This window comes from Lentibacter algarum (assembly GCF_040580765.1).
Taxonomy (GTDB): domain Bacteria; phylum Pseudomonadota; class Alphaproteobacteria; order Rhodobacterales; family Rhodobacteraceae; genus Lentibacter; species Lentibacter algarum.
In genome coordinates this window covers 1-21,434 of sequence record NZ_CP158687.1, presented here as the reverse complement: position 1 = coordinate 21,434, position 21,434 = coordinate 1, and the positions used below count along the sequence as shown (strand labels likewise).

At 55.3% G+C, this 21,434-nt stretch carries 20 protein-coding genes; 9 read left to right on the top strand and 11 right to left on the bottom strand.

Annotation, left to right across the window (positions count from 1 at the left end):
* Positions 1 to 41: 41 nt before the first annotated feature.
* Both DSM117340_RS00100 and DSM117340_RS00095 read left to right on the top strand, forming a co-directional pair.
* Positions 42 to 989: a phosphate acyltransferase gene (locus DSM117340_RS00100; protein WP_089886871.1), complete on the top strand. Its 948-nt coding sequence runs from the start codon at positions 42 to 44 to the stop codon at positions 987 to 989.
* A complete protein-coding gene (locus DSM117340_RS00095) occupies positions 990 to 2,054 on the top strand; it encodes an acetate kinase (protein WP_089886869.1) in 1,065 nt (354 codons plus the stop codon).
* A 1-nt stretch (position 2,055) separates the two neighbouring features.
* Here the strand turns inward: DSM117340_RS00095 and DSM117340_RS00090 are convergent, their stop codons facing one another.
* Positions 2,056 to 2,907: a phosphate acyltransferase gene (locus DSM117340_RS00090; RefSeq protein WP_089886868.1), complete on the bottom strand. Its 852-nt coding sequence runs from the start codon at positions 2,905 to 2,907 to the stop codon at positions 2,056 to 2,058.
* A gap of 36 nt (positions 2,908 to 2,943) precedes the next feature.
* On the opposite strand from DSM117340_RS00090, the gene DSM117340_RS00085 reads away from it, so the two are divergent.
* Positions 2,944 to 4,077, top strand: coding sequence for a citrate/2-methylcitrate synthase (locus DSM117340_RS00085; RefSeq protein ID WP_089886866.1), 1,134 nt, complete (start codon positions 2,944 to 2,946; stop codon positions 4,075 to 4,077).
* Positions 4,074 to 4,823 carry a sulfite exporter TauE/SafE family protein gene (locus DSM117340_RS00080; RefSeq protein WP_089886864.1) on the top strand — a complete coding sequence of 250 codons (750 nt, stop codon included), beginning with the start codon at positions 4,074 to 4,076 and terminating at the stop codon, positions 4,821 to 4,823. The genes DSM117340_RS00085 and DSM117340_RS00080 overlap by 4 nt, the downstream gene beginning before the upstream one ends.
* A gap of 10 nt (positions 4,824 to 4,833) precedes the next feature.
* Here DSM117340_RS00080 and DSM117340_RS00075 read toward each other — a convergent pair whose 3' ends face one another.
* Positions 4,834 to 5,478: a DUF1523 family protein gene (locus tag DSM117340_RS00075; protein WP_245724319.1), complete on the bottom strand. Its 645-nt coding sequence runs from the start codon at positions 5,476 to 5,478 to the stop codon at positions 4,834 to 4,836.
* 8 nt (positions 5,479 to 5,486) lie between these two features.
* Positions 5,487 to 5,756 (bottom strand): hypothetical protein, encoded by a 270-nt coding sequence (locus tag DSM117340_RS00070; RefSeq protein ID WP_089886861.1) that lies wholly within the window; start codon positions 5,754 to 5,756, stop codon positions 5,487 to 5,489.
* A 374-nt stretch (positions 5,757 to 6,130) separates the two neighbouring features.
* On the opposite strand from DSM117340_RS00070, the gene DSM117340_RS00065 reads away from it, so the two are divergent.
* Together DSM117340_RS00065 and DSM117340_RS00060 are read left to right on the top strand one after the other, a co-directional pair.
* Positions 6,131 to 7,378, top strand: a complete 1,248-nt coding sequence (locus tag DSM117340_RS00065) for a Hint domain-containing protein (protein ID WP_245724318.1) — start codon at positions 6,131 to 6,133, stop codon at positions 7,376 to 7,378.
* A 135-nt stretch (positions 7,379 to 7,513) separates the two neighbouring features.
* Positions 7,514 to 8,755: a Hint domain-containing protein gene (locus DSM117340_RS00060; RefSeq protein WP_177170591.1), complete on the top strand. Its 1,242-nt coding sequence runs from the start codon at positions 7,514 to 7,516 to the stop codon at positions 8,753 to 8,755.
* 163 nt (positions 8,756 to 8,918) lie between these two features.
* Here DSM117340_RS00060 and DSM117340_RS00055 read toward each other — a convergent pair whose 3' ends face one another.
* The gene (locus DSM117340_RS00055) at positions 8,919 to 9,122 is read right to left on the bottom strand and encodes a hypothetical protein (RefSeq protein WP_143037395.1); all 204 of its coding nucleotides are present in this window, start codon (positions 9,120 to 9,122) and stop codon (positions 8,919 to 8,921) included.
* 213 nt (positions 9,123 to 9,335) lie between these two features.
* The gene (locus tag DSM117340_RS00050; RefSeq protein WP_089886855.1) at positions 9,336 to 10,469 is read right to left on the bottom strand and encodes an S-(hydroxymethyl)glutathione dehydrogenase/class III alcohol dehydrogenase; all 1,134 of its coding nucleotides are present in this window, start codon (positions 10,467 to 10,469) and stop codon (positions 9,336 to 9,338) included.
* Between the two features lie 144 nt (positions 10,470 to 10,613).
* Here DSM117340_RS00050 and DSM117340_RS00045 point away from each other — a divergent pair, with 144 nt between their 5' ends.
* Complete coding sequence (locus DSM117340_RS00045) at positions 10,614 to 10,925, top strand: I78 family peptidase inhibitor (RefSeq protein ID WP_089886852.1); 312 nt, start codon at positions 10,614 to 10,616, stop codon at positions 10,923 to 10,925.
* Here the strand turns inward: DSM117340_RS00045 and DSM117340_RS00040 are convergent, their stop codons facing one another.
* Positions 10,926 to 11,366 (bottom strand): cytochrome c, encoded by a 441-nt coding sequence (locus tag DSM117340_RS00040; protein WP_089886850.1) that lies wholly within the window; start codon positions 11,364 to 11,366, stop codon positions 10,926 to 10,928. It lies immediately after the preceding gene.
* A gap of 89 nt (positions 11,367 to 11,455) precedes the next feature.
* Positions 11,456 to 12,862: a 30S ribosomal protein S6--L-glutamate ligase gene (gene rimK / locus DSM117340_RS00035; RefSeq protein ID WP_089886848.1), complete on the bottom strand. Its 1,407-nt coding sequence runs from the start codon at positions 12,860 to 12,862 to the stop codon at positions 11,456 to 11,458.
* A 163-nt stretch (positions 12,863 to 13,025) separates the two neighbouring features.
* Here rimK and tgt point away from each other — a divergent pair, with 163 nt between their 5' ends.
* Both tgt and DSM117340_RS00025 read left to right on the top strand, forming a co-directional pair.
* Positions 13,026 to 14,156: a tRNA guanosine(34) transglycosylase Tgt gene (tgt, locus tag DSM117340_RS00030; RefSeq protein WP_089886846.1), complete on the top strand. Its 1,131-nt coding sequence runs from the start codon at positions 13,026 to 13,028 to the stop codon at positions 14,154 to 14,156.
* 254 nt (positions 14,157 to 14,410) lie between these two features.
* Positions 14,411 to 14,749 carry a DUF2794 domain-containing protein gene (locus DSM117340_RS00025; protein WP_089886845.1) on the top strand — a complete coding sequence of 113 codons (339 nt, stop codon included), beginning with the start codon at positions 14,411 to 14,413 and terminating at the stop codon, positions 14,747 to 14,749.
* 62 nt (positions 14,750 to 14,811) lie between these two features.
* Here DSM117340_RS00025 and gyrB read toward each other — a convergent pair whose 3' ends face one another.
* The 4 genes from gyrB to dnaA form a co-directional block, all read right to left on the bottom strand.
* Positions 14,812 to 17,229 (bottom strand): DNA topoisomerase (ATP-hydrolyzing) subunit B, encoded by a 2,418-nt coding sequence (gene gyrB / locus DSM117340_RS00020; protein ID WP_089886843.1) that lies wholly within the window; start codon positions 17,227 to 17,229, stop codon positions 14,812 to 14,814.
* A 466-nt stretch (positions 17,230 to 17,695) separates the two neighbouring features.
* Positions 17,696 to 18,799 (bottom strand): DNA replication/repair protein RecF, encoded by a 1,104-nt coding sequence (gene recF, locus DSM117340_RS00015; RefSeq protein WP_089886840.1) that lies wholly within the window; start codon positions 18,797 to 18,799, stop codon positions 17,696 to 17,698.
* 21 nt (positions 18,800 to 18,820) lie between these two features.
* The gene (dnaN, locus tag DSM117340_RS00010; RefSeq protein WP_089886838.1) at positions 18,821 to 19,939 is read right to left on the bottom strand and encodes a DNA polymerase III subunit beta; all 1,119 of its coding nucleotides are present in this window, start codon (positions 19,937 to 19,939) and stop codon (positions 18,821 to 18,823) included.
* Positions 19,940 to 20,060: 121 nt separating this feature from the next.
* Positions 20,061 to 21,434 carry a chromosomal replication initiator protein DnaA gene (gene dnaA / locus DSM117340_RS00005; RefSeq protein WP_089886836.1) on the bottom strand — a complete coding sequence of 458 codons (1,374 nt, stop codon included), beginning with the start codon at positions 21,432 to 21,434 and terminating at the stop codon, positions 20,061 to 20,063.

Here is a 21,434-nt window from a genome sequence, read left to right as displayed (position 1 = left end):
GCCCCATACTGGCGGCGAGCACATCACAAGAAAGAAAACCCATGACAGCGCCATATCCCTTCCTCTCTACAACCTTGCCAACCGCGCCCAAGCGTCTTCTCACACAAGCACGTAGCCTGCCGACACCGCGCGTCGCTCTGGTCAACGCGGGCGCTGTGACACCGCTTCTCGGCATTCGCGAAGCGGCTGAAGCCGGCCTCGCAGAGCCTATCTTAATAGGCGACACAGCAAAGATACGTGCTGCCGCCGCAGCGATCGACTATGACATCTCCAATCTGCGGATCGTCCACGCGCCCCATGCCGAAGCCAGCGATAAGGCCGCCGAACTCGCCCGCGAAGGTGAGGTAGACGCTATAATGAAAGGGCAGGTCCATACCTCGACTTTTCTCAAAAGTCTCCTGCCCACAAAAGCTGGCCTTCGCGACAAGGATACACGCTGCGCCCACCTTTTCCACATCACCACGCCCCAGAGCGATCGCCCCTTACTCCTCACCGATGCGGCGCTAAACGTAGACCCTAGCATCGAGACACGCCAAGCCTGCCTCGCCCATGCTGTTGCACTCGCACAGGCACTTGGAATCCCCCGCCCAAAAGCTGCACTTCTGGCCCCCTCAGAAGATGCGACGCCCTCCATCGCCAACACAATGGAAAGCGCAAGCATTGCCGAATGGGCAAAGGCAAACCTGCCCCAAGCCGATGTCGCTGGCCCCATCGCGATGGATCTTATCTTGTCCAAGCAGGCAGCCGAGATCAAAGGTTACACAAGCACGGTCGCTGGTGATGCTGACATCATCATCACCCCCAACATCACAACTGGAAACGCCCTCTTCAAGCTTATGGTGCTTGGCATGGGCTGCTGCGCGGGCGGGCTTGTCGTAGGCGCTCGCGTTCCGATCCTGCTCACATCCCGCTCTCAAGAAGCCGCCGCGCGTCTTGCCTCCGCGGCCCTCGGCGCCATCTCGGCCCATCAGGTAAAGAAAGCTCTCTAGATGCTCCTTGTTCTCAACACAGGCTCTTCCTCGCTCAAACTCGCGGTCTTCAATGCGGCGCTTGATTTGGTCGTCGATGGCAATGTCTCAGGTGTCGGCGGCAAAGGCCGCATGGCGCTAGGCGAGGCCAAAACAGATGTAACCACGGGAAATCACGGGGAAGCCCTCGACTGTCTGCTCAAGGGCCTCGGTGCGCGGGGCATTGCCCTGTCAGACATCACAGGCGCCGCACACCGCGTCGTGCATGGCGGCCGCCGCCTCACCGCGCCGATGCGTATCACACCCGAGGCACTGGCACAGATCAAGGCGATGGTGCCCCTTGCGCCTCTGCACAATCCCCCCGCCCTAGCAGGCATCGCCGCCGTGACCGCCAAGCTGCCAAATCTGGCCCAGTTCGCAAGCTTTGACACCGCTTTTCACGCTTCCCAGTCCGATGCTGCCACTGCCTATGCTCTCCCCCGCGCACAGCGTGACGCAGGCATACGTCGCTATGGCTTTCATGGGCTCAGCTACGCAGGCATGGTCCGACAGTTCGGCGATAAACTCCCGCATCGCCTCCTCGCGCTGCATCTTGGCGCAGGCGTCAGCCTCTGCGCGATCAAGGATGGTCGCTCCATCGCAACGTCGATGGGCTACTCGCCGCTCTCTGGCCCGACAATGGCCACCCGCACAGGCGATATTGATGGTATGGCCGTGCTGCGCATCGCTCAGGAGCTCGGCTTTGACGCGGCGACTGAACTGCTCAACAAACAAAGCGGCCTCCTTGGCCTTTCGGGCATAACAGCAGACATGCGCGCACTCCTCTCCGACCCCTCACCAGACGCCGCATTCGCGGTAGAGCATTTCGTCTATTCTGTGGTTCACCAAGCAGGCGGCCTCATCGCGGCCCTTGAAGGTGTCGACGCCATCGCCTTCACGGGCGGCATCGGCGAAAACTCCGCGCCCATCCGCGAGCGCATCATGGCCAAGCTCGCGTGGCTCGGCGACCTCCCCGTTCATATTATCCCCGCCGATGAAGAACGTCAGATCGCGATTGACGCCACCTCGCTTCTCAACACGCCATGAATCACCCCAGCGCCACCACAATAGCGCTCACAGCAACAATATCTTCAACGGTCGCGCCACGGCTCAGATCTCCGACAGGCTTTGCAAAGCCCTGCAAGATCGGCCCAAGCGCTTGTGCGCCCGCAAGCTCCTGCGCCAGCTTATACGCAATATTGCCCGCGTCCAAACTTGGGAAAATCAACACATTCGCATTCCCCGCGCCCATACCTTTCTTGGTAGCAACCTTTGGGTTCAAAGCTGCATCGCCTTGGACAGGCCCGACAAACCCCGCAAGCTCGGACGCCGTGCGCACCCGTTCCACACTCTCGCCAGCTCCGCTCGTGCCAGTAGAAAACGACAGCATTGCAACCTCAGAATGCCCCAAAAGCGCCTTTGCGCTCGCGTGTGAGGCGCGCGCAATATCCGCCAGTTCCTCAGCACTTGGCTCAAGGTTCAAGGCACAATCTGCAAAGATCATCTCGCGCCCATCTGGGAACAGCATCACAAAGAACGACGAGGCCGTGTTCACACCCTCAGCAGGTCCAATCGCCATCGCCGCCGCCTCGATCACCCGCCGTGTCGGGCTGTCGGCCCCCGCAACCATCGCGTCCGCCTCGCCTGCGGCCACCATTGCTGCCGCACGGTATAGCGGCTTCTTGAGCAAGCGCCGCGCCATCACTTCTTTCATGCCCCGCGCCATGACAAGCGCCTGCACCTGCGCTTCCGTAACATCACCCAAAGCGAGCGGCTCGCAAATTCCCTCTGCCCCAAGCCGGGCCATCGCCTCGGCAATTCGCGGCTCATCCGCCTCCGGAAAAACAACTCTTTTAGGCTTTTCCCGCGCCATGCCATAAATTTTTTTCAAAAATTCCATGTATGCCTCTGTATACTTTCCTCAAAGGAGCCAGCAATGAGCACAGACGTCAAGATAAACCGTGGCCTTAAAGGCATCTACTTCGAGCGCTCAGGCGTGTCTCACATCGACGGTGCAAAAGGCGAACTGTCCTATCGCGGCTACTCGATTCACGATCTCGCCACGCGCTCCACCTTTGAAGAAGTTTGCTACCTGCTCATCTTCGGCGACCTTCCCAGCGCAATCGAGCTAGCCGATTTTGACGCCCGTCTCAAAACCGCACGCAGCCTCCCACCTGCAATCTATGACATCATCGAAAGCACCAAGGCAGGTCACCCGATGGATGTCTTGCGCACAGCTGTCTCAGCCCTTGCGGCCCTTGAACCACAGAGTCAAAACGTGGGTGAAGATGCCTTCATAGAAAACGGCATACGCCTGACCGCGCAAGTGCCCATGATCATCGCGGCGCATGAACATATCCGAAATGGCCGCGCGCCTGTGCCCGCAGACCCCTCGCTCAGTCACGCCGCCAACTGGCTCTATATGCTCAAAGGCGAGCTCCCATCTGACGATGCCGCACGCCTCGCAGATGTGGACTTCATCCTCCACGCCGAACACGGGGCAAACGCGTCGGCCTTTGCCGCGCGCGTCACGGTCGGAACAGAAGCCAACCTGCACGGCGCCATGGTCACAGCCCTCGCCACACTCGCTGGCCCCGCCCACGGCGGCGCTGCTGAAGATGTGATGAAAATGGTGCAAGAAATCGGCACGCCAGACAAGGCTGCCGCCTACGTCAAAGCCAAACGTGCTGCCCGCGAAGCCGTCACAGGATTTGGCCACCGCGTCTACCGCGCCGAAGACCCCCGCGCGCGCCACATGCGCGAAGGCGTTCGCAAGCTCGGCGAAGAGATGGGCGCTCCAGTTTGGTACGAAATTCTGCAAGGTGTGGTCGAGGCTATGAAGCCTTATTCGCGCCACGGCCTCAATGTGAATGTCGACTTTTATTCAGGCGTCATATACCAACTTCACGGCATCCCAATGGACCTCTACGTGCCGATTTTCGCGATCGGTCGCATGCCCGGATGGGTTATCCAATGCATAGAGCAACAGCGCGGCAATATTCTCATTCGCCCGCTCACACTCTACAACGGCCCCGAACTGCGTGATTATGTAGACATGAGTGACAGGTGACAGAACTTCTAGACCTCACAAGCGCCCAACTGGCCTTCGCACTTGTCGCCGTTTTCGTCGCAGGCGTTGTGCGAGGATTTGCAGGCTTTGCGCTCTCTGCGCTCACAATGGCAGCGCTGGCCAGTACAATTCCCCCAGTGGAACTGATCCCGATCTGCACCATGCTCGAGCTTGCCTCTGCCGCCCTGCTGATGCGTGGCGGCTTTTCCGAGGCCAACAAACGCATGGCCCTCACGTTGCAGTCCGGGGCGCTTATAGGCGTACCCTCAGGCCTCTATCTCACCACAACGATTGATCCCGAACTCTCAAAGATCATCGCCCTGTGCCTGATCGTCACTCTCGCGCTACTACAGCTCGCGCGCGTCCGCCTGCCCCTCACAACATCCCCAATTCCGACGTTCATCACAGGAATCTTCTCAGGCTTCGTCACAGGCCTCGCCAGCATCGGTGGCCTCGTGATTGCGCTCTACACACTGGCGCTACAAATGCCGCCCAAAAATATGCGTGGAACCCTGATCGTGATCATATTTATAGGGGGCGCGCTGACGTTCCTCTGGCAGCTCCTGTACGGAATGATCACGCCCTTGGCACTCAGTCGCTTCGCCGCCTTCGCGCCGCCAATGCTCGCAGGAGTCCTGCTCGGGCGCGCCTTCTTCAAGCCCGAATATGAGCGTCACTATCGCCCGTTCTGCCTGACGTTGTTGATTGGCCTCGCCATTTTTGGCCTTCTCAAAACGCTTTTATAGAGAGCTATCCCTACTTACTGCGCCAGCTATCAAGCCACTTCTGAACGCGGCTCTTGCGCATATCATAGCCGTCTTCCAGAGCGTCCATCGTCGGATCCACAGTGCGCTCCACAAACTGTCGCCACATCGCACGCACAAAGAAAAAGCCAACAATCAAGAAGGCAAAGAAGAAGAGATTAAACCAAGGAAACGGGCGGTACTCAGGCCCGCTCACAGGCTTGATAGAAATCGCATTGGGATAGATCGACAAGAATCGCATACGCCAGCCATAATGCGTGATCGACACCCACTGTTCCTTACCCGCCAGTGCCGAAGCTTCCGCCTCAAGGTCCGAGCTATCAAACTTGAAGTAGGGCGGATAAACGCCCGTGTCCTCGTTGCGATAAACCATCACACGTTCACCGCCACGCCACAGCCCCAAAAACCAAGTATCAACTTTTACAGTATTGATCAGCCGAAGGTCGCGCATATCGCCTTCCGCTGAGCCCAGATCCACTTGATTGTAAAAGATCTGCTGAAAGCTCGACAGACGCTCCAAACGGTCTGAGATCCCTGTCACTTTCGCCACATCATGCTGCGGCAGCGTATAATGCAGATAGAGCCCTGCAATCACGAACAAGACCACTCGAAAAATTCGTCTCACATTGCGCATCATACGCCCTCTCAATTGATCACATAAATCAGCGTCGCCACCGCAATGGTGGGTATCACATAAACCAGCAAGATCAACTTCCGCCTGAAGCCACTCTGATACGCTGCCATACCTGCCTCGACAAAGTCGTCACGGCTAATGCCAGCCCGCGCCTCTTCGTCAAGCTCAGCCCAGTCATCTTCAAGACGTTCCCGCCTGACAGACCGCGAGTAAATCGAGATAAGCACATAAATAACAGTCAGCAGAACAAACCCGACAACCGCAAACCGAACAAACTGCATCCTACCTCCTAAAGCGTTTCGATAAAAAGCACATCAAAACGCCCACTCGCTAATTTATGTTTCGCACAGCTCGGCTTAAATGAGCTCTCAGCTTAGCCCCAAACCGCTTTCACAGCGCTCAAACATACCCTTCACAGGCACTCATCCTCAGCTCAGTCTGCCCGTTTTCCACTGGCGATACAATCCAAGCAGTCCCATACGCATCAACGAAACAATTGAGCCCTATTAGGAAACAAAACTGCGCTCACGCCACGGACTGTCGCAAAAGATGCACACAATATTGCCTTAAATTTAACTCAACTGTTTCTAAAATGGGTCCAATAAACGCCTTTCCTCTCCGTCAATTTGACCTCGCGCGATAAGGAGCGAGAGAAATGGCCACGGTTGGCTACTATTCAATGACGGCAGGCCAAGGCCAAGCGTCGCAGGTCGATGAGATCACGAACAACGGTGATACCGCCGTGAACGTGACCATTCCAAATGCGACGCAGCTTGCTTCACTTGACAGCCTCTATGTTGTGAACCCCTCCAACAGCGGCTTCGGCGCCGAGTATATGAATAACCTTGGAGCCATTGCTGCTGCGGTCAACAGCGGCATGAACCTCGTGATTTTTGACCGCGCCGTGACCAATGCCCAAACAATCCTACCGGGAACAGGCTCAACAATCACAGCGGTACGCGACTTTGCCAGCGGATCAGATGTTAACGTTGCCGCAGGCGCCCCCACGTCCTTCACCAACGGCGCAAACGGCGTGATTGATGACAGCACATTTGATGGCGGCACCTACTCAAACCACGGCTATGTCGAGCTTTCTTCGCTCCCACCTGGCGCAACAGCTCTGCTCACAACCAGCGACCCGACCCACATTGTCGCCTTCACCTACCCCGTCGGCTCAGGCAACGTGTTCTATTCCACAATGCCAATCGATTTCTATACAGGCCAAAACAACGCCGCAATCAGCCCCGCCGATATCTTCACGCTCTTTACCAATACACAGCAAACGGTGATGTGCTTTGCCGCAGGAACGATGATCGAAACCCTCCTCGGTCAGCGCGCCGTCGAAGACCTCCGGATCGGTAGCGCGGTCCAAATCCACGATGGTCGCGTAGAGCGTATCCGCTGGATCAGCGCCTCCAAGATCAGCGCGTCCGACCTAAAAGGAAACCCAAAGCTGCGTCCCGTGCGCATCACAGCAGGCGCCCTTGGCAATGGCTTGCCCACTCGTGATCTGTTGGTGTCGCGCCAGCACCGTATGCTCGTGCGCTCCCGCGTTGCCGAGCGGATGTTCGGCGCCCGCGAAGCTCTCATATCTGCTATCAAGCTCACAGCTTTGCCTGGCATCTACGTTGATGAAAGCGTGGAAGACGTCGAGTATTTCCACATCCTGTTTGATCAACACGAGATCATCTTGGCCGAGGGCGCCGCTTCAGAGAGCCTTTTTACAGGCCCCGAAGCGCTTAAATCCGTGCCCACCAAGGCCCGCGCCGAGCTGATGCAACTGTTCCCCAATCTCACCCGCCTTGACTACAAAGCCACTTCCGCCGCGCACATCCCATCGGCCAAGCTTCAAACTGCACTCGTAGCGCGGCATCTGAAAAACGCGAAGGCGGTGTTTGCGTAGGATGCTTCTGGGCTCTAGCCCGCGCGCCGTCTGCAAAACTGCCTAAAACACCTTACGTTTCTTATGATCTTAGCTAAATATTTAGCTTCTGAGGCTTCAATCTGTCCCGTACACTAAATGGAACAAGACAGAGCGATGGCAACAATAGGCTATTACGGTATGGTCACAGGTCAGGGCCAAGCCGCACAGATAGACGAGATTACAAATAACGGCCACACCGCTGTTGACGTCACACTGACTGACCCCTCCCAGCTTGCCTCACTCGACAGCCTATATGTGGTCAATGAAAGCAACGTCGCCTTCGGAACGGAGTATGTTGACAATCTCGCTGCCATCGCTGCTGCTGTCAGTAGCGGCATGAACTTAATCATATTTGATCGCTATGTGACCGACGCCAACACGATCCTCCCTGGTGCCTCCAGCATCATAGCCGTGCGCGATATGACGGACGATCAGGATGTCAACATCGCCTCGGGCGCGCCGAGCAGCTTCACAAACGGGGCGGCGGGGTCAATTGACGACGATACACTTGATGGCGGAACCAGTTCAAACCACGGCTATGTCGAGCTCTCTTCACTCCCCCCTGGCGCAACTCCCCTGCTCACAACAAGTGATCCCACCCACATTGTCGCCTTCACCTACCCTGTCGGCTCAGGCAACGTCTTTTACGCCACCATTCCGCTCGACTATTACTCAAATCTAGACCACGTCGCGATTACCCCCGCCGAGATCGACACCCTATTTGGCAACCTGCAAGACATCCTCTGCTTCGCCAACGGCACGCTGATCACAACAGCCCGAGGCCGCCAGCCCATCGAGCATCTTAAGGCAGGTGATACCCTCCCCATCCTGCGCGGCGGCACACAAGTCATCCGCTGGATCAGCTCCTCTCACGTTACAGCAGCCAACCTCGCCCAAAACCCAAAGCTGCGTCCCGTGCGCATCACAGCAGGCGCCCTTGGCAATGGCTTGCCCACTCGTGATCTGTTGGTGTCGCGCCAGCACCGTATGCTCGTGCGCTCCCGCGTTGCCGAGCGGATGTTCGGCGCCCGCGAAGCTCTCATATCTGCTATCAAGCTCACAGCTTTGCCTGGCATCTACGTTGATAAAAGCGTGGAAGACGTCGAGTATTTCCACATTCTGTTTGATCAACACGAGATCATCTTGGCCGAGGGCGCCGCTTCAGAGAGCCTTTTTACAGGCCCCGAAGCGCTTAAATCCGTGCCCACCAAGGCCCGCGCCGAGCTGATGCAACTGTTCCCCAATCTCACCCGCCTTGACTACAAAGCCACTTCCGCCGCGCACATCCCATCGGCCAAGCTTCAAACTGCACTCGTAGCGCGGCATCTGAAAAACGCGAAGGCGGTGTTTGCGTAGGATGCTTCTGAGCTGTAGCCCGCGCGCCGTCTGCAGATAGCTTTTCGCTGTACAGCACATCCCCCAAACAACGATTATTCGCCGCTGGGTGGCCCATGTCGCTCAGCGTCTGAGCCAATACAAGACGATCTCATCCATACGCAGAACATGTTCAGCTATCGGACTATTCGTCTTTCTTTTTGTCCAAAAGATAGGCCACTCCACCCACAGCCGAGAAGATCAGAAGACCGATTCCCACAGGCACAGCCGATAGGCCCAGCGCATCGAACCGCGCCCAAGCTTCAAAGCCAATAAGATCGCCAAGGCTGAGGATTACGGCAAAAGCCACACAAATCCCGATGGTGAATACCACTGCTTTTCTAATCATACCTTGGCGTCTCCCGTGTTGGCTCATCCTGCGTACGCGGTTTTGTCATGCTTTTCGACACTCTTTTCAAACCGTCGCATCCTATCCGCTTCCAGCTTGCTTACCAAAACAATCTGCAGCACCCTTTGGTGCTGCAGACAGTCAATCCATGCCTTGCCATTCTCCATAAGGCGCTCAGGCGTCTGACATTTGGAAAGCAGCAGAGCTGTACACTTAGTAAACAACCACGCTTCGGATGCTCTCGCCTGAGTGCATCAAATCAAACGCTTTGTTGATCTCTTCAAGTGGCATCTTGTGGGTGATCATCTCGTCGATCTCCACTTTGCCATCCATATACCAATCGACAATCTTGGGCACATCGGTGCGCCCCTTCGCGCCGCCAAAGGCCGTGCCTTTCCAGACGCGACCTGTAACAAGCTGGAACGGTCGTGTGCTGATCTCGGCCCCAGCAGGCGCAACGCCGATGATCACCGAAACACCCCAACCACGGTGAGAGCATTCCAGCGCATCCCTCATAACTTTCACGTTTCCTGTGGCATCAAAGGAATAGTCCACACCGCCGAAAGCGTCTTTCTCGGTCTTGGTCAATTCAACAATCGCCTCGGTCACCGTCTGACCCTCAAGTTTTGACGGATTCACAAAGTCAGTCATGCCGAATTTGCGTGCCATGGCTTCCTTGTCGTCATTGAGATCAACCCCAATAATCTTGTCAGCTCCCGCCATACGCAGCCCTTGGATCACGTTGAGGCCAATGCCGCCAAGACCAAAAACAGCTGCGGTCGACCCGATCTCGACACCCGCTGTATTGATCACCGCACCAATACCTGTGGTCACGCCACAGCCAATGTAGCAGATGCTCTCAAACGGTGCGTCCTTGCGCACCTTGGCAAGTGCAATTTCGGGCATGACAGTATGATTGGCAAAGGTCGAACAGCCCATATAGTGGAAGATCGGCGTCCCATCGAGCATCTTGAAACGCGTGGTTCCATCTGGCATCAGCCCTTGGCCCTGCGTCCCACGAATGGCAGTACAGAGGTTCGTCTTTCCAGAGAGACACGCATGGCATTCACGACACTCAGGCGTATATAGCGGGATTACATGATCACCAGGCTCAAGCGTTGTGACGCCCTCCCCGACTTCAAGCACAATGCCCGCGCCCTCATGGCCAAGAATACTGGGGAAAAGACCCTCAGGATCATCCCCCGAGCGGGTAAACTCATCGGTGTGGCACACGCCTGTGGCCTTGATCTCGATGAGGACTTCGCCCTTCTTGGGGCCTTCAAGCTCGACTTCCATAATCTCAAGTGGCTTGCCTGCTGCAAGCGCGACGGCTGCACGTGTTCGCATGATGTGTCTCCCAAATATCTCGGCCAGAGCCTGCGGTAAACAGCACAGACTTGCAAGACTTAGGGGGAAACAGGGCAAGGTTATTCCCCTGATATCCAAGCCTGTGTCTTGTTACCAATCCTCAGAGATTGGGGAGTTTCTATTATGTTTGTTTCACGTATCACCGCGGCACTTGCCGCAACCACTCTTCTAACAGCCTGCCAAATGAGCGGCATGCTTGAACAAAAAGATCCACTCATCCCAGCAACCACGCGTGCCGCCCTCGCAGACACATGCGGGGCTGGTGATCTGACTTTCATGGCTGGGATGCGGGTAGCCGAGGTCGAATTTGATACCGCACAGCGTCCCGTACGCATCGTCGGTCCCAAAAGTGCAGTCACCACAGATTACCAGCCCGAGCGCCTCAATGTAAAAATCGATGCCTCGGACCGGATCACTGGATTTAGCTGCGGCTGATCACTTCTTGATGCGATAGGCTTTGTGGCAGGCTGCACATGTGCCACCGAGGTCGCCCATGCCTGCCTGAACCCAGCCAAGATCACTTGTATCAAGCTCTTCGGCTGCAGCGCCCATGGCCTGTGCCTTCATCTCAAAATCAGCCCAGTTTTCCCAGATCGCGGGAAGCGCAGTTGATTTCGGGTCCATTTCTTGTGCCTCAAACGCTGCAGGGATTTTGGCAGCATGATCAATCAGCGCCTGCCGTGCTTCGCCTGCCTTGTCGGCGTCAAACGCCATCTCGCCTTTGCCCATCGCGCCCAAAGTGCCCGTAGCTGCCTTGACGCCATCCATCAGCATCATCCGCGCCTTCACGGCCTCGTTTTCGACACCTTCGGTCATGGCAAAGCCCGTGCCCGCGATCGTTGCGCTCAGCGCCAGTGTCACAAAAAATCTTTTCATCAGTACTCTCCTGTTGGTTGCTTGTATTACGTCACGGAACGCCAAGCCGATCAAGACACGCTAATGTGAAGCGCACGAAAGCAGCGTTTTCACGCTTTCGCTTTCCCGCGTTTACGCACTGGTGCAGGCCGCACCCGCGCCTCGATCATCTCATAAAGCGTCCCAGCAATATTCTTGCCGCTCGCGCCTTCTATCCCTTCAAGCCCTGGTGAGGAATTCACCTCAAGAACCTTCGGACCGTCACTCGCGCGCAAAAGATCAACGCCCGCCATATGAAGTCCAAAAGCCTTTGTCGCCTTCAGCACCACATCGCGCTCTGCCTTGCTGATTTTCACAGCCTCCGCAGTGCCACCCCTGTGCAAATTAGAGCGAAAGTCACCCTCCGCACCCGTGCGTCGCATCGAAGCCACAACCTTTCCACCAATCACAAAACAGCGGATATCCTCACCTGCAGCTTCTTTTACAAAGTTCTGAACCAGAAAATTCGCTTTTAGCCCGCGAAACGCATCAATAACCGACTCGGCCGCCTTCTTGGTTTCCGCCAAGACAACGCCCTTGCCCTGCGTGCTCTCCAAAAGCTTCACAATCAATGGTGCCGTACCCACCAAGCCGACAATCGAGTTGGTGTCCTTCGGACTCGCAGCAAAAGCCGTGTTCGGCATCCCAATCTTATGTCGCGCCATAAGCTGATGCGCATGAAGCTTATCGCGGCTTGCCGTAATCCCCTGTGAAGAGTTCACACAAAATGTCCCGATGGTCTCAAACTGGCGCACAACAGCCGTACCATATGAGGTGATAGAGGCTCCGATCCGTGGAATAACTGCATCATAGCGCGCCAGTCGCTTGCCGTCATAATGCACCTCAGGCGCAAGCGCGTTCAGCGCCATATAACAACGCGTCGTGTCGATCACTTCGACAACATGCCCCCGCTTCTCGCCCTCTTCCACAAGACGGCGGGTCGAATAATTATCCTCACGGCTCAAAACGGCGACGCGCAGTGCCCGTTCTGGTGCTGTCTCGCGCACCCGCTTGCTGTGATACACATCATAGCTCAGCTCGGGCTGCAAAAACCGTTCCGTCGCTACGATACTAATATGGTCCTTAAGCGCCTGCCGCCCAAGCAACATACGGTTGCTCATGGTTGCACGGTTGCTCAGCGTAATCTCAATGGGCCAACGGTGACCGTTCACCAGCAAGTTGGTCTCGATAACATAGCGGTTCTCACTCTCCCCATTGGAGGAGGTCACTTCGCGACGATCCTTGATCTCGGCAGAGCATGCAAAAACAATGTCTTCACGCCCCGGAACCGGGTGCACCATAAAACGCACCTTTGGCTTAGATGAAGCACCGAACACTTCAATATCATAGGCATGAAGTGCCGAGGTTTTCGCCCCTGTATCTACTTTTGCCTGAATCGCCGGCAAGCCGAGCTGGGGCAAAGCCACCCACTCTTCCCATCCGAACGACAAAATAGAACCACTCTTATCAAGACTCATGCGCTGCAATCCAATGTTTGAAAACGGCTGATGCCGAGCCTATAGCAATAAGGCTCTCAGACCAACTCGCCGCATTTCGCATAGTTTTTCTCACAGGGCTAGCCCCTAACGTCATCGGCTTCTCTCTTGGCAATCAGCTCTATTTCCTCCAAGACACAAAACTATGACACAAGAATTCTCCTTCTCCCTCGCCGCCACTTCGGGCAAAGCCCGCACTGGAACAATCAGCACACCGCGGGGCGATATCCGCACGCCTGCATTTATGCCAGTCGGGACCGCCGCAACGGTCAAAGCGATGATGCCTGAAAGCGTGCGCGCCACAGGCGCCGACATCCTACTTGGCAACACCTATCACCTTATGCTGCGCCCCACCGCCGAACGCATCGCCGCTCTGGGTGGCCTGCATAAATTCATGAATTGGGACCGCCCGATTCTCACAGACTCGGGTGGCTTTCAGGTCATGTCGCTTGCAGACCTGCGCAAGCTTACGGAAGAAGGCGTCGCGTTCAAATCGCACATCGACGGCTCCAAGCACATGCTCAGCCCCGAGCGCAGCATGGAAATCCAGCGCCTTCTTGGGTCCGACATTGTCATGTGCTTTGACGAGTGCCCCGCATTGCCCGCAACAAGAGATGACATTGCCAAATCAATGGAGCTGTCCATGCGTTGGGCCAAGCGCTCACGCACAGCGTTTGGTGAGCGCCCCGGTTACGCCCTGTTCGGAATCCAGCAAGGCGGCCTCGAAGAAGACCTGCGCGCCCAATCCGCTGAGGCCCTTCAAGATATCGGCTTTGAAGGCTACGCTGTCGGTGGCCTCGCAGTCGGTGAAGGTCAGGAGGCCATGTTCAACACCCTCGAGTTCGCGCCAGACCAACTCCCCAAAGACAAACCACGCTACCTGATGGGCGTCGGCAAACCCGACGACATCGTCGGCGCTGTCGCGCGCGGTATCGATATGATGGACTGCGTCCTCCCCTCTCGCTCGGGCCGTACCGGTCAGGTCTTCACCCGTCTCGGCGTGCTCAACATCAAAAACGCCCGCCATCAGGACGACCCGCGCCCGCTCGACGAAAACTGCGGTTGCCCCGCGTGCAAGAATTACAGCCGCGCCTATCTGCACCATGTCTTCCGCTCCCAAGAGATCATCTCTTCGATGCTGCTCACATGGCACAACCTCCATTACTACCAAGACCTCATGGCAGGAATGCGTGCGGCGATCACCGAAGACCGCTTCACAGAATTCGAGCGTGACTTTCACAGCACCCGCGCTCAAGGCGACATTGATCCTCTATGATCGCTCGCCCTGTCTCCCCTTTCTGAAAATATCCGGGGGGCTGAGGCACTGGTTCCCCAGTTAGTGGGATTGCGCTTTGCGTAATTCGAATTCAACACCACGACCGCACGCCGCATTAACACCCCGAAATCCCGTTTTGGCGGTGCACGGGTTGTGCACGCGTTGTGCACGCTTTTCACCCCCCTAGAATCACCCCCATTAACCTTTTCAAAGCAGGGCTTGATTCACGCGAAAAACGCGGCCACGCTAGTGGCATGAATATGGCATCACACACGCCCTTTCCAATCGGCTCACAAGTCGCGTTTCACCGTACCGAGCTCTCGCTTATCCTCGGCCTCTATGGCCGCATGGTGGCGGCAGGCGAATGGCGAGATTATGGTATCTCCTGCCTCAAGGATTACGCCGTGTTTTCGGTCTTTCGTCGAACAGCCGAAAACCCACTTTACCGCATCGAAAAGCATCCCAAACTGCGGCTCAAACAGGGACAATATTCCGTCATTGGACTCAACGGTCAGGTTCTCAAACGAGGCCATGATCTTAAAGCCGTGCTACGCGTTCTGGAGCGCAAACTCATCCGCGCTGTCAGCGACTGAAGCGCACAAAAAAGCGCCCGAATTCCGCTCGGAATTCAGGCCTTAATCTTCAGCTAAGCTGCTTAAAAGTCTAGATTTTCGACACTCAGAGCATTCTGCTGGATAAACTCGCGGCGCGGCTCCACAACATCTCCCATCAGCTTGGTAAACAGGTCATCCGCTTCTGCCATATCCTCGACTTTCACTTGCAAGAACGTGCGTGCATCAGGGTCCAAAGTCGTTTCCCAAAGTTGGCTCGGGTTCATCTCACCAAGGCCTTTGTAACGCTGTAGGGACAGCCCGCGTTCGCCCTCTTCAAGGATCGCTTTCAGAAGGTCCAAAGGCCCATAAATCATCTGGGTTCGATCCTTGCGCTCAAGCTTCGCAGGTTTGCCGTAGACCTCTTGCAAGCTCTGCGTCAGCGTACCCGTACGCCGTGCCTCTCCAGAGCGCAGCATAGGCCCGTCCAGCGTACGGACTTCTTCGACACCACGCAAAATACGCGCCAGTCGGATGCCATGATCCTGCGTGATACGACCGTGCCAACCCTTCTCATATTCCAACGCAATAAGGTCTAGACGCTTCGCAACCATATCGGCCACACCCTGCAAATCGCCTTCAATTGCACCAGGAACAAAAGCCCCAGCGATCGCGGCTTGCTCAAGGATATGACGTGGGTAATGCGTTGGAAACGCATCCAAAACCCGACGCAGCTGGCGCGCTTCATCTACAACACGGATCAGATCCTGACCCGCCATCTCGGCTCCGTCACCTAGCTTCAAAACCGCCCCATCAACACCTTGCTGCACGAGGTAGTCATCAAGCGCATTCTGGTCCTTGAGGTAGACTTCAGACTTCCCACGCGCCACTTTGTAAAGCGGCGGCTGTGCAATGTAGAGATACCCGCCCTCAATCAACTCAGGCATCTGACGATAGAAGAACGTCAACAAAAGCGTACGAATATGCGCGCCGTCCACGTCCGCATCCGTCATCAAAACGATCTTGTGATAGCGCAACTTTTCAATATTGAATTCGTCGCGTCCAATCCCCGTTCCAAGCGCCATAACAAGGTTACCAATCTCTTGGCTTCCAAGCATGCGGTCAAAGCGCGCGCGCTCTACGTTGAGGATCTTGCCTTTAAGCGGCAAAATAGCTTGTGTACCACGGTCGCGCCCAGTCTGGGCAGAGCCGCCAGCGGAGTCTCCTTCCACGATGAAAAGCTCTGTTTTGCTTGGGTCTTTCTCCGAGCAATCCTTGAGTTTTCCAGCGAGGAAATTCACGTCCATTGCCGTCTTGCGCCGCGTCAATTCGCGCGCCTTGCGCGCCGCCTCACGGGCATGAGCTGCTTCAACAATCTTGCCAACAATCGTTTTGGCTTGTTGAGGGTTTTCTTCAAACCATTCGGCAAGTTTGTCGCCCACCAGACTTTCGACAACTGGGCGCACTTCTGAGCTGACCAATTTATCTTTGGTCTGACTTGAGAATTTAGGATCAGGAACCTTGACGGAAAGCACGCAAGTCAGACCCTCGCGCGCATCATCACCTGTGAAGTTGATCTTTTCTTTCTTAGCTATACCGGATGATTGGGCATAGTTGTTGATCGTCCGCGTCAGCGCGCCCCTGAAGCCCGCCATATGCGTGCCGCCGTCGCGCTGCGGAATGTTGTTTGTGAAAGGAAGAACGTTCTCGTGGTAGCTATCATTCCACCACATGCCAACCTCGACGACGATATCGTCCTTTTCACCCATGATGTAGATCGGCTCTTCCATGACCGAACTCTTTGAGCGGTCAAGGTATTTAACGAATTCTTTTACGCCGCCGTCATAGTAGAGCTCTGTCTTGAGGGACTCAGCAGGACGCTCGTCTTCCAAGATAATGCGCACACCACTGTTTAGAAACGCAAGTTCGCGCAAGCGTTTTTCCAAAACTGCAAATTCAAAATCAAGATTTGAAAACGTTTCAGTAGACGCAAGAAAGCGTACCTCGGTCCCCGTTTCACCATTGGCATCGCCAACAACACGTAGGTGCTCAACAGTGTCGCCATGCGAAAACTTCGCGTAATGCTCTTTGCCATCACGCCAAACGCGCAACTCAAGCCAGACCGAGAGTGCATTCACAACCGAAACACCGACGCCGTGAAGACCGCCTGAAACCTTGTAGGAGTTGCTGTCAAACTTCCCGCCCGCATGGAGCTGGGTCATGATGACTTCCGCCGCCGAAACGCCCTCTTCCTCGTGAATACCAACAGGAACGCCACGACCGTTATCCCTCACGGAAACCGAGGAATCCGCATGGATTTTGACGTTCACATAGTCCGCATGACCGGCCAGCGCTTCGTCGATGCCATTGTCAACCACCTCATAGACCATATGGTGCAGACCTGAGCCATCATCGGTGTCACCAATATACATCCCAGGCCGTTTGCGTACAGCCTCCAACCCCTTGAGAACCTTAATGGAATCAGCACCATACTCTTCGGGTTTCTGCTCGTTCTCTGACATTCACACGCTTCCTTTGCGATTTTGTCATTTTATACTGTTTATGGTGGGGAATGTCACGCCCAACCGCTATATTTTGAGCTATCGCGGCCACTTAGATCAGCGCAGCACAAAGCGGGCCAAAGCGCCGATAGCTTAGCGCAAATCAGCTCCAAAAGCCGTGATTTTGTCACAGTGTTTTCCGCTCTTTGACGTAGTCTTTTGCGACGGTAAAAGTATGAAAAAGCAGCGCCCCAAAACAACGCACGCCTCGGATACCTCCTCTTTCAAGCCCAAGAGGCCAGCCGATGATGTCCTTTGGTCGCCACTAGAAGGGTTGCTCTTCTGTGCGGCGAACGTTGCTGTCTTTGCCTTCTTGCTGGGGCAAGGGCACTACGCATATGTCGCTTATCTTTTCGAGCCTGTCTTCGCCATCGGACTTCTCGTCATTTGTGGTCAGTGGGCCTATAAAATTAGGCAGAAAAAGCGCTCAGCTCGCAACCAGTCTTGAGGTTCCGTCGGCATCCTTCACTTCGATATGCTGAGCTCGGTCACCCAACTCAGCAAAAAGATCTGGCCCCGTGCCAGTCATCCAGGCCTGCGCCCCCAAAGCGCAGATCTCATCATACAGCGCAGCCCGTCGGTTCGCATCAAGATGCGCGGCGACCTCATCCAAAAGAACGATAGGAGGCGCCCCCACATCCGCCTTGAGCGCACGAGCGTTGGCGAGAATAAGAGAAATCAAAAGCGCCTTTTGTTCACCCGTCGAGCAGTCCTTTGCAGGCACACCCTTGGCTGCAAAAACACCATATAGATCAGAGCGATGCGGCCCAACCAAAGCACGGCCAGCGGCCATGTCCCGAAAGCGGCTTTCGCTCAAAGCTTCCTCTAGATCAGCGACTGTTTCAGGCATGCCGCCTTCGCTCTGAACCAACTCAAGGTCGGCGGAGGGAAAGGCCGTCTCTGCGCCGTCTTGTGCGGCCCTAAGGCGCTCGAGCGTCGCAACCCGATTGGCGTGAATACCCGCACCGCTCTTTGCCATCTTCGCCTCAAGAGCCGCATACCAATGCGTATCACGGACCTCAGCCTTCAATAGCCTGTTTCGCTCACGCATGGCCTTTTCGAATTCGAGTGATAAATCTGAATGATCAGGGAAAAAACTCATACTCATACGGTCAAGAAAGCGGCGCCGTCCATCTGCCCCTTCTATCCAAAGTCGGTCCATAGACGGGATCAGCCACACAACTCGTGCAATCCGCCCAAGTGCTGTCTGGGCGGAGGCCTTATCATCAATTCGGACAGACCGCGCCGCGCCGTCTTCAGAGCTGGTTTCGACTTCAAAGGTTCGGCCATCCTGCTCTATAAGCCCAGAAAGCTTCCAGCCTATATCCTCGGGCCGCTTTGCCATATCTCTAGCTGAGGCACGCCGCATGCCTCTCCCTGGCGAAAAAAGGGAAACAGCTTCTAGGATATTGGTTTTTCCAGCCCCGTTGGCCCCAAAAATAGCCAAAGGCCGCGCATCTACTTCAAGCTGCGCAGCCTTGTGAGAGCGAAAATGTGAAAGCTTAAGCTTAGTCAGGGCAAGCGAAGCCATGAATGCTTACCCCACCACAACTCAAACGCGCATTGGCATCACGACATAGACAGCCGATGTATCATTGCCTTCGCGCATCAAAGTAGGGTCACCCGAAGAGTTAAACATAAACACCGCGTTTTCACGATCCACCTGATTTGCAATTTCGAGCAAATACTTGGCGTTAAAGCCAATTTCGAGATGCTCGTCGCCATAGGCCACAGCCAGCTCCTCTTCGGCGGCACCACTGTCAGGCGCATTGACCGACAAGATCAACTTGTCTTCAGCAAGCGTAAGCTTCACAGCGCGCGAACGCTCTGATGAAACTGTGGCCACACGATCAACAGCCTTGGCGAACTCGGCAGCATCCACTTCAAGCTTGCGGGTATTACCCTGTGGAATGACGCGCGTGTAATCTGGGAATGTCCCATCGATAACTTTTGATGTCAGCGTAATATCTGGCGTTGCAAAGCGGATCTTTGTTTCACTGACAGAAACAGCGATTTTAGCCTCGTCATCGTCCAGAAGCTTACGCAACTCACCAACCGTCTTACGCGGCACAATCACACCGGGCATCTCCGCGGCACCAGAAGGCAACTCTGCATCGATACGTGCAAGACGGTGGCCGTCTGTCGCCACGCAGCGCAATACTTTGCCACCATCGGAATCTGAGATGTGCATATACACGCCGTTGAGATAGTAGCGTGTTTCCTCTGTGGAAATCGCAAATTTAGACTTGTCAAAAAGCCGACGCAGCACGACTGCCGGCGCAGAAAAGTTCGAGCTGTATTCCGATGTTGCCATCACTGGGAAATCTTCTTTAGGCAATGTTGCCAACGAGAAATTAGACCGGCCTGCCTCAACTGTGAGACGGCCCTTGGCGCCATCGTCGGTGAGCGTCACAAGCGATCCATCGGGCAATTTGCGAACAATCTCATGGAGAAGTACGGCTGAGACAGTTGTCGCTCCAGCCCGCTCAACTTGTGCATCGGCGCGATCGACCACTTCAATATCGAGGTCTGTGGCGCGGAAGCGTACATCACTGTCTTGCGCCTCAATCAGCACATTCGCCAGAATAGGGATCGTATTGCGGCGCTCTACGACCGACTGTGCTTGTGCCACAGCTTTCAAAAGTGCGGCTCGCTCTATGCTAAACTTCATCCCTAGCTCCTCTGTGCTGGCGGGACGAACAAATTAGCCCATCCCCCAGTCAACTCAAGTTCTTTCTTGTGTTGTCCACTGGAAAGCCAAAGGCGTCAAGCACCTAGGCCACTGCTCTTGCTTAAGCTTCCAATATGCGGCGCAGAATCTCAATGTCCTCTGCAAGCTGCCCATCCTGAGCACGCATATCCTCAATCTTGCGAACCCCATACATGATGGTCGTATGATCACGGCCCCCAAAACAGCGGCCAATCTCGGGAAGTGAGCGGCTTGTCAGCTGTTTGCATAAATACATCGCAACTTGGCGAGGCCGCGCATAAGTGCGCACGCGCTTAGGCCCAATCATATCGCTCAAGCGTATATTGTAGTGCTCAGAAACTTTACGTTGAATCTCTTCAACCGAAATCTTGCGCTCAGAATTCCGCAGTACGTCCGCCAAGCAATCTTGCACCAACTCAAGAGTGATGGGTCGGCCAACAAGAGATGCAAACGCAAACAACCGCGTCAGCGCCCCCTCAAGAACGCGCACATTTGTACTGATACGATGCGCAAGGAACTCAAGCACACCCGCTTCAAGAGACAGTTCGGGGTATTGCGCTTGCTGCACTTCGACTTTGGACTGGAGGATACCAAGCCGCAGTTCGTAATCGGTCGGGTGCAAATCCACCACAAGACCACACTGCAAACGGCTTTTTATCCGCTCTTCGAGATCCTTGATTTCTCCAGGAGCGCGATCGGCAGAAATAATGATCTGCTTACGTTGGTCAACCAACGCGTTGAACGTATGGAAAAACTCTTCCTGGGTACTGTCTTTGCCCGCGATGAACTGCACGTCATCAACCATAAGCACATCAACCGAGCGAAACAGCTCTTTGAAATCCATCATTTTACGGTCGCGCAGTGCCTGAACAAAGCGATACATGAATTGCTCAGCGGACAGATAGACCACATTTAGATCAGGTCGGGAGGTTTGAAGCTCCCATGCAATCGCATGCATCAAGTGCGTTTTACCAAGCCCAACACCACCATACAGAAACAGGGGGTTAAACGTCACTGGACCGCCTTCAGCTACGCGCTTCGCTGCTGCGTGGGCGAGCTCGTTGGGCTTGCCAACGACGAAGTTTGCGAACGTAAATTTTGAATCCAGTGGCGCTGCAGCAAAAGGGGCCTCGCGCTTTTGAGGGGCCACCTCAACAAAAGCGCCTTCTGCAGCGGCGGCGCCTTCTACCGGATTGGACACGGCAGGCGATTGGCCAACAGGAACAGTAAAGTGCACACGGGACACGTTTAATCCCATACCCATCATCTGATACAGGATCTGGTCACCAAAGTTTTGCTTAACGTAGTTTCCGAGGAAGGTCGTGGGGACATTGAACGTGGCAACGCCATCGCGGACATCATCAAAATCAAGCGGCTCAATCCAGCTTGAATAGTTATTTTTGCCAACGGCTTTCAAAAGGTTGCCTTGCAGCATGCCCCACTGTTCATCAGTCAT

What these genes read in the sequence shown, in the direction of transcription:
- DSM117340_RS00100 (WP_089886871.1), top strand. Translation starts at nt 42, where the DNA reads ATGACAGCGCCATATCCCTTCCTCTCTACAACCTTGCCAACCGCGCCC.
- DSM117340_RS00095 (WP_089886869.1), top strand. Translation starts at nt 990, where the DNA reads ATGCTCCTTGTTCTCAACACAGGCTCTTCCTCGCTCAAACTCGCGGTC.
- DSM117340_RS00090 (WP_089886868.1), bottom strand. Translation starts at nt 2,907, where the DNA reads ATGGAATTTTTGAAAAAAATTTATGGCATGGCGCGGGAAAAGCCTAAA.
- DSM117340_RS00085 (WP_089886866.1), top strand. Translation starts at nt 2,944, where the DNA reads ATGAGCACAGACGTCAAGATAAACCGTGGCCTTAAAGGCATCTACTTC.
- DSM117340_RS00075 (WP_245724319.1), bottom strand. Translation starts at nt 5,478, where the DNA reads ATGATGCGCAATGTGAGACGAATTTTTCGAGTGGTCTTGTTCGTGATT.
- DSM117340_RS00070 (WP_089886861.1), bottom strand. Translation starts at nt 5,756, where the DNA reads ATGCAGTTTGTTCGGTTTGCGGTTGTCGGGTTTGTTCTGCTGACTGTT.
- DSM117340_RS00065 (WP_245724318.1), top strand. Translation starts at nt 6,131, where the DNA reads ATGGCCACGGTTGGCTACTATTCAATGACGGCAGGCCAAGGCCAAGCG.
- DSM117340_RS00060 (WP_177170591.1), top strand. Translation starts at nt 7,514, where the DNA reads ATGGCAACAATAGGCTATTACGGTATGGTCACAGGTCAGGGCCAAGCC.
- DSM117340_RS00055 (WP_143037395.1), bottom strand. Translation starts at nt 9,122, where the DNA reads ATGATTAGAAAAGCAGTGGTATTCACCATCGGGATTTGTGTGGCTTTT.
- DSM117340_RS00050 (WP_089886855.1), bottom strand. Translation starts at nt 10,469, where the DNA reads ATGCGAACACGTGCAGCCGTCGCGCTTGCAGCAGGCAAGCCACTTGAG.
- DSM117340_RS00045 (WP_089886852.1), top strand. Translation starts at nt 10,614, where the DNA reads ATGTTTGTTTCACGTATCACCGCGGCACTTGCCGCAACCACTCTTCTA.
- DSM117340_RS00040 (WP_089886850.1), bottom strand. Translation starts at nt 11,366, where the DNA reads ATGAAAAGATTTTTTGTGACACTGGCGCTGAGCGCAACGATCGCGGGC.
- rimK (WP_089886848.1), bottom strand. Translation starts at nt 12,862, where the DNA reads ATGAGTCTTGATAAGAGTGGTTCTATTTTGTCGTTCGGATGGGAAGAG.
- tgt (WP_089886846.1), top strand. Translation starts at nt 13,026, where the DNA reads ATGACACAAGAATTCTCCTTCTCCCTCGCCGCCACTTCGGGCAAAGCC.
- DSM117340_RS00025 (WP_089886845.1), top strand. Translation starts at nt 14,411, where the DNA reads ATGAATATGGCATCACACACGCCCTTTCCAATCGGCTCACAAGTCGCG.
- gyrB (WP_089886843.1), bottom strand. Translation starts at nt 17,229, where the DNA reads ATGTCAGAGAACGAGCAGAAACCCGAAGAGTATGGTGCTGATTCCATT.
- recF (WP_089886840.1), bottom strand. Translation starts at nt 18,799, where the DNA reads ATGGCTTCGCTTGCCCTGACTAAGCTTAAGCTTTCACATTTTCGCTCT.
- dnaN (WP_089886838.1), bottom strand. Translation starts at nt 19,939, where the DNA reads ATGAAGTTTAGCATAGAGCGAGCCGCACTTTTGAAAGCTGTGGCACAA.
- dnaA (WP_089886836.1), bottom strand. Translation starts at nt 21,434, where the DNA reads ATGACTGATGAACAGTGGGGCATGCTGCAAGGCAACCTTTTGAAAGCC.